The organism is Saccharopolyspora sp. 7B (genome assembly GCF_020177435.1).
Taxonomy (GTDB): Bacteria; Actinomycetota; Actinomycetes; order Mycobacteriales; family Pseudonocardiaceae; genus Saccharopolyspora_C; species Saccharopolyspora_C gregorii.
Map to the genome: position 1 here is coordinate 1 of NZ_JAIUKC010000021.1, position 12,134 is coordinate 12,134.

Annotated in this window: 12 protein-coding genes; 5 read left to right on the forward strand and 7 right to left on the reverse strand. The window is 74.5% G+C overall.

The genetic code is table 11. The features are described 5' to 3' along the window. Nucleotides 1-352: 352 nt before the first annotated feature. Both LCD33_RS04655 and LCD33_RS04660 read right to left on the reverse strand, forming a co-directional pair. A complete protein-coding gene (locus tag LCD33_RS04655) occupies nt 353-1,006 on the reverse strand; it encodes a response regulator transcription factor (RefSeq protein WP_184484937.1) in 654 nt (217 codons plus the stop codon). 400 nt (nt 1,007-1,406) lie between these two features. After that, entirely contained in the window at nt 1,407-1,982 is a 576-nt protein-coding gene (locus LCD33_RS04660) for a DUF3000 domain-containing protein (RefSeq protein ID WP_373689966.1), read from the reverse strand. A gap of 216 nt (nt 1,983-2,198) precedes the next feature. On the opposite strand from LCD33_RS04660, the gene hemE reads away from it, so the two are divergent. From hemE to hemQ, 3 genes are read left to right on the forward strand one after another with little or no spacing between them, the layout of a single operon-like run. Beyond that, nucleotides 2,199-3,284 (forward strand): uroporphyrinogen decarboxylase, encoded by a 1,086-nt coding sequence (gene hemE, locus LCD33_RS04665; RefSeq protein WP_224966440.1) that lies wholly within the window; start codon nt 2,199-2,201, stop codon nt 3,282-3,284. Next, complete coding sequence (hemG, locus tag LCD33_RS04670; protein ID WP_224955425.1) at nt 3,281-4,690, forward strand: protoporphyrinogen oxidase; 1,410 nt, start codon at nt 3,281-3,283, stop codon at nt 4,688-4,690. Before hemE ends, hemG begins: the two co-directional genes overlap by 4 nt. Before the next feature lie 26 nt (nt 4,691-4,716). Next, nucleotides 4,717-5,412, forward strand: coding sequence for a hydrogen peroxide-dependent heme synthase (hemQ, locus tag LCD33_RS04675; protein WP_224955426.1), 696 nt, complete (start codon nt 4,717-4,719; stop codon nt 5,410-5,412). Nucleotides 5,413-5,422: 10 nt separating this feature from the next. Here the strand turns inward: hemQ and LCD33_RS04680 are convergent, their stop codons facing one another. Together LCD33_RS04680 and LCD33_RS04685 are read right to left on the reverse strand one after the other, a co-directional pair. Beyond that, entirely contained in the window at nt 5,423-6,127 is a 705-nt protein-coding gene (locus tag LCD33_RS04680) for a cache domain-containing protein (protein ID WP_224955427.1), read from the reverse strand. Next, the gene (locus LCD33_RS04685) at nt 6,124-6,885 is read right to left on the reverse strand and encodes a FadR/GntR family transcriptional regulator (protein WP_224966441.1); all 762 of its coding nucleotides are present in this window, start codon (nt 6,883-6,885) and stop codon (nt 6,124-6,126) included. The genes LCD33_RS04680 and LCD33_RS04685 overlap by 4 nt, the downstream gene beginning before the upstream one ends. Before the next feature lie 23 nt (nt 6,886-6,908). Here LCD33_RS04685 and LCD33_RS04690 point away from each other — a divergent pair, with 23 nt between their 5' ends. Continuing rightward, complete coding sequence (locus tag LCD33_RS04690) at nt 6,909-8,066, forward strand: LLM class flavin-dependent oxidoreductase (protein ID WP_224977546.1); 1,158 nt, start codon at nt 6,909-6,911, stop codon at nt 8,064-8,066. 40 nt (nt 8,067-8,106) lie between these two features. Here the strand turns inward: LCD33_RS04690 and msrB are convergent, their stop codons facing one another. Together msrB and LCD33_RS04700 are read right to left on the reverse strand one after the other, a co-directional pair. Continuing rightward, complete coding sequence (gene msrB / locus LCD33_RS04695; protein WP_224966455.1) at nt 8,107-8,529, reverse strand: peptide-methionine (R)-S-oxide reductase MsrB; 423 nt, start codon at nt 8,527-8,529, stop codon at nt 8,107-8,109. 47 nt (nt 8,530-8,576) lie between these two features. Then, nucleotides 8,577-8,885, reverse strand: a complete 309-nt coding sequence (locus tag LCD33_RS04700; protein WP_224966442.1) for a hypothetical protein — start codon at nt 8,883-8,885, stop codon at nt 8,577-8,579. A gap of 66 nt (nt 8,886-8,951) precedes the next feature. Here LCD33_RS04700 and ligD point away from each other — a divergent pair, with 66 nt between their 5' ends. After that, nucleotides 8,952-9,983 (forward strand): non-homologous end-joining DNA ligase, encoded by a 1,032-nt coding sequence (gene ligD / locus LCD33_RS04705; protein WP_224977547.1) that lies wholly within the window; start codon nt 8,952-8,954, stop codon nt 9,981-9,983. Nucleotides 9,984-10,412: 429 nt separating this feature from the next. On the opposite strand, the gene LCD33_RS04710 is transcribed toward ligD, so the two are convergent. After that, a complete protein-coding gene (locus LCD33_RS04710) occupies nt 10,413-11,969 on the reverse strand; it encodes an alpha/beta fold hydrolase (RefSeq protein WP_224955433.1) in 1,557 nt (518 codons plus the stop codon). Between the last annotated feature and the right edge of the window lie 165 nt (nt 11,970-12,134).

Sequence of the window (12,134 nt, forward strand, 5' to 3'; positions counted from 1 at the left end):
GCCCCCGCCCCGTCGCGGCGCTGGGCCCCCTGGTCGCCCGGTGGGGTCCCCCGGCCCCGGCCGGGGGGGGGGGGCCCCCCCGCCCCCCCCCCCCCCCCCCCCCCCCGGGCGCCCGCGCCGGTCTCCAGCGCTTCAGGAGTCTCCACCACCGGCGGGACGCCGTCAGCGGGCTCGGTGAGCAGCACCGGCTCGGGGCGGTCGGGCTCGACGGACTCGGGGCAAGCAGCTTCCACGGATATCAGACCTTACGTGTTGCGGTCCGCCCGCGGGTGCGACCAGCCCGAGGTCGTCAAGCCCGACCGGACCCGACGATCGCGGTGGGACCTCGATTCACCCGATCAGGATCATCCGGTCATCTGATCACCCCGGCCCGCATGGCCAGGGCGACCATCTGCGCCCGATCTCCGGTGCCCAACTTGCGGCCGATCCGAGACAGGTGACTCTTCACCGTGAGAGCGGAGAGGTTGAGCGCCTCACCGATCTCCTTGTTGGATCGGCCATCGGCCACCAGTTGCAGCACCTCGACCTCACGTCCGGACAGCTCCCGGGGCGTGTTGTCGGTTCCCGGAACCCGAGTGCCCGCTGCGAGCACCGGAGCCACGCTGGGATCGGCATACACGCCGCCGTCGAGCACGCGGCGCACCCCGTCGGTGACGACCATCGGCGAGGCCGACTTCAGCAGGTACGCCTGAGCGCCTGCCTGGAAGGCGGCCCGGACCGCATAGGGGTCGTCGGACGAAGCGAGCACCACGATTCGCGGCCAGCCCTGGGTACGGAGTTCCGTCACCAGGTCGATGCCGGTCCCGTCGGGGAGTCCGAGATCGAGGATCGCGAGGTCGCACGGACCGGTGGCCAGAGCGCGAGCCCTGGCCTCGGCCATTGATGCGGCCTCGTGCACCGTGCCGGCGCCCATCTGCAGCAACCGGGCGGCGATGGCCTCCCGGAGCAGCGGATGGTCGTCCACCACGAGCACCGTGAACAGCTCTTCCCGCGGGTGCGGGACCATGTTGGCCGGCAAAGCGCCGGCGGGCGTGGTTCGAGCGGCCTGACCTAAGCCGACGGCAGCCACGTCACTACCTCCCTGGAGTCGGTCGTGCCCCCCGACCGGCACCGGGACTCTCGACCAATCAGCCGCGCCACTGATCGACCGAAAGTGGTGTCGTCGGGGGCAGCGTAACCGCCCAAGCGGGTCAGCGGGACGATCAATCGGGTATCTATCCCGATCGAGTTGTCACTGCGGTTCGTTTTTGTCACTCATTTGGGTGGGTCTCGGTGTTTGGCGTAACGCCTTGGCGGGTCCGTGCGACAGACCTTGATTGCACATCGTGAGAAAGTTGCCCGGGCAACCAATTGTGCGAGGTTTTCGCGACCTCGTGAGGGGAATCCCGATCGTTAAAGATCGCGGCTCAAGCCTCTCCGCGCAGCGCCGACCGCCGGTCCAGCACCGCCACCCCGACCGGCGGCAGGCCCGCTGCGCTGGACATCAACTGGTGGAAGGCCGTCGCGTGGGCGCCCAGGTCCGCCTCCCGCGGCGTCCACGAACCGCGGAGTTCGAGGTCGTGGCTGCGCGGCGGGCCCGCGATGTCGCCGAACCGGGCCGAGGAGGTCAGCGTGACCGTCCCGCCCAGCACGTCGGCCGCGGCCCCCGACTCCTCCAGCGCGTCCGTCAGCCAGGACCAGCCGACCGCGGGCAGCAGCGGATCGGCGGCCAGCTCCGGGTCCAGCTCGGCCCGCAGGTACACCACGAGCCGCAGCGACCCCGCCCACGCCGCCGGGCGGTCCGGGTCGTGCAGCAGCACCAGGCGGGCGGTCGCCAGCTCGTCGGCCGGGCCGGTGGCCTCCGCCGCCACCGCGTACGCCCACGGCGCGAGCCGCTTCGGCGGGCGGACCTCCGTCACCTCGATCTCGGCGCGCGGAGCGGGCGCGGCCAGCGCGGCCACTGCCTGCCGGAACTCCTCGGGGATCGCCGCCATCTCAGTCACGGACCGGGACTGTAGGCCGCCGGATCGGCGCGGGGTGGGCGCCACGCCGGGCGCCGCGGCCGATCGTGATCTTGCCCGCCCGTCCGGCGCCGCGAGCGTCTGCGAAGATGTCCGGAACGGCCCCGACAGGGCCGTCGGCCCGCGCCGCGGTGGCCCGCCCGACGTCCGCGGAACCGCGCCGGGCTCCGACACCTCGACCTTGTGGATGCGCCCCCGATGCCCTCACCCGCTTCGGTCTCGGCCCGCCGGGACCTCGCCGACGCCCCGCTGCTCGTGGCCGCCCGCGGCGGCGCGCCCCGGCACACGCCCGTCTGGTTCATGCGCCAAGCGGGGCGCTCGCTGCCCGAGTACCGCAAGGTCCGCGAAGGCACCCCGATGCTGCAGGCGTGCCTGACGCCGGACCTGGTCTGCGAGATCACCGCGCAGCCGGTGCGCCGCCACGGGGTGGACGCGGCCATCCTGTTCAGCGACATCGTGCTGCCGCTGTACGCCGCGGGCATCGGGCTGGACATCGTCGCGGGCACCGGACCGGTGGTGGCCGAACCGGTGCGCGACCCGGCCGCCGTCGCCGCGCTGCCGGAGCTGGACGCCGAGCAGGTCGCGCCGGTCGCGGAGGCGGTGCGGCTGCTGCTGGCCGAGCTCGGCGAGACCCCGCTGATCGGGTTCGCGGGCGCGCCGTTCACCCTCGCGTCCTACCTCGTCGAGGGCGGGCCGAGCCGCAACCACGAGCGGACCAAGGCGCTCATGCACTCCGATCCGGCCACCTGGCACGCGCTGCTGGAGAAGCTGGCCGACACGACGCTGACCTTCCTGCGCACCCAGCTCGCCGCCGGGGTGGACGCGGTGCAGCTGTTCGACTCCTGGGCGGGGGCGCTGTCGCTGCGGGACTACCGCGAGTTCGTGCTGCCGCACAGCAAGCGCATCTTCGAGGGCGTCGCCGAGGTGGCGCCGGACGTGCCGAAGATCCACTTCGGGGTGGGCACCGGCGAGCTGCTCGGCTCGATGCGCTCGGCGGGCGCCGACGTGGTCGGCGTGGACTGGCGGGTCCCGCTGGACGAGGCGGTGCGCCGGCTCCGCGCCGCGGACCCGGACCGCGAGCCGGTGGTGCAGGGCAACCTGGACCCGGCGGTGCTGTTCGCCGGGCTGGACGCGGTCCGCGCCGAGGTGAGCCGGATCCTCGCCGAGGGCCGGGAAGCCGCCGGTCACGTGTTCAACCTGGGCCACGGCGTGCTGCCCACGACCGACCCCGGAGTGCTCACCGAGGTCGTGCGGCAGGTGCACGCCGAGAGCGCCCGCTCGTGACCCGCGTCGCCGTCGTCGGCGGCGGCGTCAGCGGACTGGTGGCCGCGCACCGGCTGCGCCGCTCGCTGGGCCCGGACGCGGAGATCGTGCTGGTCGAGCAGACCGGCGCGCTGGGCGGCAAGTTGCGCTCGCTGCCGCTGGCCGGGGTGGAGCTGGACCTGGGCGCGGAGGCGTTCCTCGCCCGGCGTCCCGAAGTGCTGCGGCTCGCCGAAGAGCTCGGGCTGGCCGCGGACGTGGTGCACCCGGGTCCGGTCGCCGCGCGGGTGCGCGCGGGCGGCGCCCTGCACCCGCTGCCCGCGGGCACCGTGATGGGCGTGCCCGCCGACCCGGAGTCGGTGGCGGGCGTGCTGTCCCCGGCCGGGGTGGCCGCGGTGCGCGCCGAAGCCGACCTGCCGCCGCTGGAGCTGGGCGGTGCGGACGCCTCCGTCGGCGGGCTGCTGCGCGCCCGGGTCGGTGACGAGGTGGTGGACCGGCTGGTGGAGCCGCTGCTCGGCGGGGTGTACGCGGGCAGCGCGGACGGACTCGGCCTGCGCGCCACGATCCCGGCGCTGGCCGCCGCGCTCGACGCGGGCGCGAAGTCGATCACCGAGGCCGCCGCGGCGGCGCTGCCCGCTCCCGCGCCGGACGGGCGGAAGCGGCCGGTGTTCGGCGCGTTCCGGCACGGCTACCGCGAATTCGTCGCCGCGCTCGCCGACTCGGCGGCCGCGGAGGTGCGGCTGGGCGCTCCCGTGCGTGCCCTGCACCGCGACGGCGCCGGGTGGCGCTTGGAGATCGGTTCCGCGCCCGCACCGGACGTGCTGGCGGCCGACGCGGTGGTGCTCGCGGTGCCCGCTCCCGCCGCGCGGAAACTGCTGGCCGGGGCGTCCCCGGCCGCGGCGGAACTGCTCGGCCGGGTGGAGGTGGCGTCGATGGCCGTGTTCGGCCTCGCGCTGCCCACCGGGACCGAATTGCCCGCGGCCTCCGGCACGCTGGTCGCCCGCGGTGAGGTGCACGCCGACGGGACCCCGTTCACCGCGAAGGCGTTCACCTTCACCAGCCGCAAGTGGCCGCACCTGACCGGCACCGGCGGCGAACCGCTGGTGCGCGGCTCGGTGGGCCGCACCGGGCAGGACGAGCTGCTGCGCCGCACCGACGCGGAACTGCTGCGCGGCGTGCTCGCCGACCTGCGCGAGGTGACCGGGGTCGACGCCGAACCGGTGGACGCGGCGGTGGTGCGCTGGGGCGGCGGCCTGCCGCAGTACGGCGTGGACCACCTGGACCTGGTCGCCGGGCTGGAACGCGCCGTCGGGGAGCTCGACGGCGTGGAACTGGCGGGGGCGGCGCTGCACGGCGTCGGGGTGCCCGCGTGCGCCGCGACCGGGGAGGCGGCCGCGACCGGCATCACACGCCACCTCGCGACCGGATGACCGGGCCGTGGTGGGACGATGAGGGCATGGCGCGGCTGAACTACTCCGAACTCAACGACACCATCCGCTACACCATGTGGTCGGTCTTCCAGGTCGAACCGGGCGCGCTGCCCGAGGACCGGGAGAAGACGGCCGCGGCGACCCAGGATTACCTGGACGGCCTGGCGGATTCCGGGGTCGTGGTGCGCGGTGTCTACGACCTGGCGGGCATGCGGTCGGACGCCGACTTCATGATCTGGTGGCACGCCGAGAAGATCGAGGCCCTGCAGGAGGCCTACGCCGGTTTCCGCCGGGAGACGACGCTCGGCGAGGCCTCCGACCCGGTGTGGAGCAACGTGGCGGTGCACCGCCCGGCCGAGTTCAACAAGAGCCACCTCCCCGCCTTCATCATGGGCGAGGACCCGGGCGACTTCCTCTGCGTCTACCCGTTCGTGCGCAGCTACGACTGGTACCTGCTGCCCGACGGCGAGCGCCGCACGATGCTGAAGGACCACGGCATGGCGGCCCGCGACTACCCCGACGTGCGGGCGAACACGGTGCCCTCGTTCGGACTCGGCGACTACGAGTGGATCCTCGCGTTCGAGGCGCCGGAGCTGCACCGCATCGTCGACCTGATGTGGAAGATGCGCTACACCGAGGCCCGCAGGCACGTGCGCGAGGAGACGCCGTTCTTCACCGGCAAGCGCGTCACCCCGGCCGAGCTGCTGCCCCGCCTGCCCTGATCGGACGCCGTCACCCCGGTTCGCGGACGACGCGCCACGGCAGCCCGCCCAGCGGTGCCGCGACGCGCACCTCCCGGCCGGGGTCGGCGGCGAGCGGACCCGCGGTGACGAGGGTGCCGGGCAGCCGCAGCGGCGTGTTGGAGGCGACCACCCGGTTCGCGCCGTTGATCAGCGCCGTCGGCGGCCGCAGCGGTCCCACCCGCGCCAGCAGCGCCCGCTCGAACTCGCCGGTGCGCAGGTCGGCGGCGGCCACCCCGAGGAAGCGGTCCCCGGAGCGGACCGGCACGGCCAGCGTCACCAGGTACTCGTCGGTGCCCGCGAAGTCCACGTACGGCCCGACGACGACGCCGGCCCCGGTGTCGCGGGGCGCGGTGAACCAGGGCGCGGCGGCGTAGTCGTAGAACCCGACGCTGTCCGGGTCGTGGTCGACCTGCAGGAACCGGGGCGTGTCGGCGGGCCGGTGCTGCCACCACTCCAGCCAGTGCGCCCGGTCGGTGAGCACGTCGTCGGCGAGGATCACGCCGGTGCCCGCGAGGACCGCCGGTTCCGCGTCGAGCCGGTCGAAGATCGGCTGCCACAGCGCGGATAGGTCCTCGGTGCTCAGCGCGGGCGTGCCGTCGTGCGCGGCGCGCAGCCGTTCGCCGAGCTCGGTGCACCAGCGCGCCGCGTCGTCGAGGATCCCGCTGATGTGCGCGGCGGCCGCGTCGGCGCTCATCGCCCGCACCTCCGGTCGCCGGACCACAGCCGGAATTCGACGAGCCGCCGGATGCCGGCCCGCACGTGGTCCTCGGCGAGCGCGCGGGCCCGGTCGCCCGCGCCGGCCTCGATGGCGTCGAGGATCGCCGCGTGCTGGGCGGTCTCGGCGCCGTGCGGGATCGCCTCGGCCCACGGCAGCCAGCGCAGCGCGCCGGTCTCGGTCTGCAGCGCGATCTCCTGGTGGGTGAGCCGGGAGGACTGCGCGGCGGCGGCGATCTCGATGTGCAGCCGCCCGTCGAGCCTGCGCCGGTCGGTGGTGCCGGTGGCGGCGGCGAACTCGGCGGCGAGCGCGCGCAGCGCGGTCAGCTCGTCGGCGGTGGCGCGTTCGGCGGCGAGCAGCGCGGCGGTGCCCGCGATCGCGGAGTGCTGGTCGGAGATCTCCCGCAGCGCGTGCGCGTCCAGCTCCCGCAGCCGCGCGGTGCCCGCGACCAGCAGCGGATCGGCGGGACGCCGGATCAGCGGCCCGACCGCCGAGGTGATCACCAGGCCGTCCCCGGCGAGCCTGCCGAGCGCGTCCCGCGCCACCTCGGCCCGGCAGCCGAGCAGCGCGGCCAGCTCCGCGCCGCCGGGAACCCGCTCCCCGTCGGGGAGCAGCCCCAGCACGATGGCTTCGGCGATCCGGCCCGCCACGCCCGCCGCGTCGGCGGGCCCGGGCGTCCGCGACCACCGCCGGAGCGAACGCAGCGTCTCGTCGACGGGCACGGCACCTCCCTCCACGATGTGATGCTGAACCGTTCCACATGATCCACGACGGATTCCCGGGCACCGGCCGGATCTACCCGTCCGGCGGGTTCGGCCGGATCACCCGGCGGCGCAGACTGCACGGGGCACCGGTCGAGGGGAGCGGGATGCGGTTCAGCTACGTGATGTTGCCCGACCACCCGGTGGCCGACTCGCTGGCGACGATCGAACTGGCCGACGAACTGGGTTTCCACGCGGCGTACGCCGCCGACGAGACCTGGCACAAGGACCTGTGGCTGCTGTTCGCCGCGGCCGCCGCGCGGACCCGCCGCATCCGGTTCGGGCCGAGCGTCTCACCGGTGACGCTGCGCGAACCGACGCTGATCGCGCAGGCCGCGGCGACCCTGGACGAGCTGACCGGCGGGCGCGCCGAGGTGGTGATCTCCAGCGGGAACTTCGGGTTGCTCGCCCAGTACGGCATCGACTGGGCGCGGACGAAGCCGCTGTCCCGGGTGCGGGAGGCGCACCACGTGATCCGCACCTTCCTGGACGAGCGGGCGATCACGTTCCAGGGCGAGTTCTTCCGCTACGACGGGCTGTTCACCTTCGCCACCCCGGTGCAGCAGCGGCTTCCGGTGCTGCTGGGCGCGATGCGCGGCCCGAAGTCCTTCCAGCTGGCGGGGGAGATCTCCGACGGCGTGCACCACGCGTTGAGCTGCACCCGCGACGCCTACGACCACCTGGTGGCGAACGTGCGGCTCGGCGCGGAGCGGGCCGGGCGGGACTGGCGGCGGCTGGACATCGGCGCCTGGATCGTGTTCGCCACCGGCCCGGACGGGGAGGCGGCGAAGCGGGCGGCCCGGGCGATGATCGGCCTGTACGCCTCGGCGATGCCCGCGGAGCAGCTGCGCCGCAACGGGGTGGATCCGGCTTCGCTGACCGAGGTCGTCGCCGCCGTCGGCGCGGGTGACCTCGCGCGGGCCTACGAACTCACCCCGCCGGAGCTCGCGGAGCAGCTGTCGGTCGCCGGGACACCGCAGGAGTGCCTGGAGCGCATCCAGCGGGACATCGCGCCGACCGGGGTGAACCACCTGGTCCTGGCGGTCACCGATGCCGAGCTGGTCCGCGCCTTCTCCGGGGTGGACGTGCCGGGAGTGCCGAGCGCGGCCGATCAGCTGCGGCTCATCGCCGAGCACCTGATGCCCGCGTTCGGCTGACCCGGCCGCGGCTCCCGCGGCGCTCGGGCGGTGTGGCCGGTCAGCTCTCCGGGACGTGCCGCAGGGCGATCGAGTTGATGCAGTAGCGCTGGTCGGTGGGGGTGTCGTAGCCCTCGCCCTCGAACAGGTGCCCCAGGTGGCTCAGGCAGCTCGCGCACAGCACTTCGACGCGGACCATGCCGAGCGAGCGGTCCTCGCGCAGGATCACCGCGTCGGAGTCGCGGGCGTCGAAGAACGACGGCCAGCCGCAGTGCGACTCGAACTTCTCGGTGCTGCGGAACAGCTCCGCCCCGCAGGCGCGGCAGTCGTACACGCCGACCGACTTGGTCTCGGTGTACTCGCCCGTCCACGGAGCTTCGGTGGCGGCCTGCCGCAGCACCGCGTACTCCTGCGGGCCGAGCTGCTCCCGCCATTCCTGCTCGGACTTCACGACTTTGGGGGTGGCGCCCACGACCGGATCCATGCGTCCACGCTAACCCTTCGCAAGATCGAGTGCCCGCGTGCTCCCGCTCACCCGCCGAGGAACGCGCCGAGCATGAAGACCACCGCGTTCCACACGGTGACGCCGACGCCGAGCAGGATCAGCAGCACGACGAACACCACCACGACGCGCCGGTGCCCCTGCGTCCGGTTCGCGCAGCGGGCGAAGTCGTCGACGCCGGTGAGCATGCCTTCGACGGTGGCCTTCGAACCGGGGCGTTCCATCCGGTCCAGGTGTTCGGCGAAGGCCCGCGCCTCCGGGTCGTGCGGGTCCAGCCCGACGAGGTCGTCGGCGAACCGGTCCCGCGGGGCGTCGGGGTCGTGGCCTGCTGGCGCCATGGCCCAACGGTAGCCCGCGGACGGCGGTCGCAGGCAGTGCCGGAGCCGCCGACCTACGCTGCGCGGATGGCGGAGGCAGCGCGGGAACTGGACGTCGCGGGCAGAGCGGTGCGGCTGTCGCACCCGGACAAGGTGTACTTCCCGGAGCGCGGGTTCACCAAGCTCCAGGTCGCCGAGTACTACCTGGCGGTCGCCGAACCGTTGCTGCGGGCGGTGGGGGACCGGCCCACGACGTTGAAGCGGTTCCCCGGCGGGGTCGGGTCCGAGCCGTTCTACGCGAAGCGGGTGCCGAAGGGCGCCCCCGAGTGGGTGCGGTCGGTGCGGGTGACGTTCCCATCGGGGCGCACCGCCGACAGCGTGCTGCCGACCGAGCCCGCGGTGCTGGTGTGGGCGGCGGGGCTGGGCACCCTGGACTTCCACCCGTGGCCGGTGCGCTCGGCGGACGTGGAGCACCCCGACGAGCTGCGCATCGACCTGGATCCGCAGCCCGGAACCGGATACCCGGAGGCCGTGGCGGTGGCGCGGGTGCTGCGGGAGGTGCTGGCGGAGGCCGGCCTCACCGGCTTCCCGAAGACCTCCGGTGGCCGCGGGGTGCACGTGCTGGTGCGCGTCGAGCCGCGCTGGGACTTCATCGAGGTGCGGCGCGCGGTGATCGCGCTGGCCCGCGAGGTGCAGCGCCGCATCCCCGAGCAGGCGACCGTCGCCTGGTGGAAGGAGGACCGCGGAAGGCGGGTCTTCCTCGACTTCAACCAGGCCGCGCGGGACCGCACCGTCGCCTCGTCGTGGTCGATCCGCGGCACCTCGCGCGCCACCGTGTCGATGCCGCTGACCTGGGAGCAGCTGCCGGACGCGGAACCGGACGACTTCGACCTGGGCACGGTTCCCGGTCTGCTGGCCGAACGCGGCGACCCGCACCGCGGGCTGGACGACTCGTCCGGCGAGCTGGACCTCGCCCTGGACTGGTTCGAACGGGACCGCGGCGACCGCGGCCTCGGCGAACTCCCCTACCCGCCCGACCACCCCAAGATGCCCGGCGAACCCACCCGCTCCCGCAAGGCGTCCCTGGAAGCGCGGCGCGGCGACGAGAGCGCCGGGTGAGCGCTCCCGCCGGCGACGTCCGGCGCGCTCGCGACGCCGGTCGGACGCCGCGGGAGCGCGATGCGCGGCCTTCCCGGAACGGGCGACACCGGGACGAGGGGCCGCGCGCTGGTCACCGAGCGGGACGGTGACGGATTGCAATGGGTGCATGTCGCCTGTTCAGCAGGTCGGCGGACGGCCGATCCCTCGCTCGGCGGTGTCACCCGCGGTGTTCGGGCGCGCATGCTCGCTACCGCTGGTGCTCAAGCACGTGAGGAGAACGCCATGGTTCCCACCGAGAACGAGACGACCCCGCAGGCCAGCGGCGGTTGCAGCTGCTGCGCGAGTTGCAGCGGTCCTTCCTGCGGGTGTTGCTCGGGCTGCTGATCGCACGCACCGGGTTCCGGGGGCAGCGGACTCCGCACCCCCGGAACCCGCGCGCACGGGTGATCAGGCGGGGCAGGCCTTGCCCTCGGCGGGCAGGGCGCCCTGCACGAGGAACCGGCTCACCGCGTCGGTCACGCAGTCCGAGCGGCCGATCGCGCCGTGCCCGGTGCCCTGCCAGTTGACCGCGACGCCCGTCGGCAGCTGCTCCGCCAGGTGCTTGCTGCCCTGCGCCGGCACCAGCGGATCGTTCTCGGTGGTCACCACGGGGATCGGCGGCAGGCCCGGCGCGGACGGCGGCGGCGGTTCCTCCTGCGGTTCCGGCCACTGCGCGCACCAGGCGAGGCGCTGCGCGAACAGGCCGCCGAACAGCGTGTTCGTCCCCGTCCACTCGGTCGCCACGTGCACGAGCCGCTCGGCGGGCAGCCGCAGCCTGGTGTCGTTGCAACTGGTGATCAGGTCGCCGTCGAGCCGCGCGGGATCGGCCCCGGTCTCCCGCACCAGCGGGGCGGCGAGCGCGCTGATCCGCGCCCCGTCCCCGGAGTTCGCCGCGGCCAGCGCCGATGCCAGCCGCGGCCAGCGCTCCGGTTCGCCCAGGCCGTGCAGCAGCACCCGCACGATCTTGCCCGCGCTCACCGGCCCGTCGGCGGCAGGCAGTGACGTCGCCCGCGTCCGCTGCACCAGTTCCTGCACGGTGCGGCGCGGATCGGGACCCAGCGGGCAGGAACCCCGGGCGGCGCAGTCGGCGGCGAACGCGTCGAAGGTCTGCTCCGCGCCCTGCGCCTGCGCCCCGGCGACGGCCATCGCGTCCAGCTGCGGGTCCAGCCCGCCGTCGAACACCATCCGGCCAACCGAATCCGGGTAGCGCTGCGCGTAGGTGGTGAGCACCCGGGTCGCCTCGCCGATCCCGACGGCGTGCAGCTTCGGCACGTCGAGCTCCAGCCGCAGCTCCTCCAGGTCCGCCGCGGTGCGCCACGAGTCGTAGGCCTGCAACCGGTCGTCCAGGTCCAGCAGGCACTCCTGGCTGGACACCCGCACCGAGGTCAGCAGCCGGTCCAGCGACGCCCGGTCGGTGGCCTGCGGGTCGAAGCCGATGATGTTCTCCCGCTGCGTCGGCGGCATGCAGTCCGCCGGATCCGACTGGCCGGTGCCGCGCCGGTCCATGCCGATGATCCGGAACGTGCGCAGCACCTCCGGCGGCAGCTTCAGCGCCAGCCGCGCGGCCACCGAGGTGCCCGGCTCGCCGTGCACGTCGCCCAGCACCACCAGCGGGACGCCGCCGGTGCCGGTGCTCAGCAGCGCCGCGCGGGTCGTGCCCTCGGCGGGCGCCTCCGGCGAGTCCAACGTGGTCAGCAGCTGCGAGCAGGAGAACGACGGGCCGGTCGCGGGCAACGCCAGCTCCTCGCGGGTCTCCCCGGTGCAGTCCGCCCAGTTCAGCGCGCTGCCCGCGGACGGGCCGAGCCCCGGCAGCGGTGCCGGTCCGGGTGGCGCGGGGGCGGGCGCCACCGGCTGTTCGGCGTCCCGGTAGGCGACGGCGGGCCGCTGCGACGGACCCGCGGAGCACCCCGCCACCAGCGCGGTGAGCAGCAGCAGAGCACCGATGCGGTGGCTGGTGCGCGGCACGACTGCTCCTCTGCGTGGTCGGGATCTGCGCTGAGCATCGCATGATCGGCGTGAGCACCGGGTGAGGGGGAGCGGTGCGTGCCTCGTCGCAATCCGGTTGGGCGCGCCCGCCGCGGCGGCTACGGTTCGCCGGGCACTCGGGCCGGACGTGCGCGCCGCCCCGGT

Bases quoted from the DNA above. Each gene is read 5' to 3' on its own strand.
- LCD33_RS04655 (WP_184484937.1), bottom strand. From the start codon at position 1,006: ATGGTCCCGCACCCGCGGGAAGAGCTGTTCACGGTGCTCGTGGTGGAC.
- LCD33_RS04690 (WP_224977546.1), top strand. From the start codon at position 6,909: ATGATCCACGACGGATTCCCGGGCACCGGCCGGATCTACCCGTCCGGC.
- ligD (WP_224977547.1), top strand. From the start codon at position 8,952: ATGGCGGAGGCAGCGCGGGAACTGGACGTCGCGGGCAGAGCGGTGCGG.
- msrB (WP_224966455.1), bottom strand. From the start codon at position 8,529: ATGGATCCGGTCGTGGGCGCCACCCCCAAAGTCGTGAAGTCCGAGCAG.
- hemE (WP_224966440.1), top strand. From the start codon at position 2,199: ATGCCCTCACCCGCTTCGGTCTCGGCCCGCCGGGACCTCGCCGACGCC.
- hemQ (WP_224955426.1), top strand. From the start codon at position 4,717: ATGGCGCGGCTGAACTACTCCGAACTCAACGACACCATCCGCTACACC.
- LCD33_RS04680 (WP_224955427.1), bottom strand. From the start codon at position 6,127: ATGAGCGCCGACGCGGCCGCCGCGCACATCAGCGGGATCCTCGACGAC.
- LCD33_RS04700 (WP_224966442.1), bottom strand. From the start codon at position 8,885: ATGGCGCCAGCAGGCCACGACCCCGACGCCCCGCGGGACCGGTTCGCC.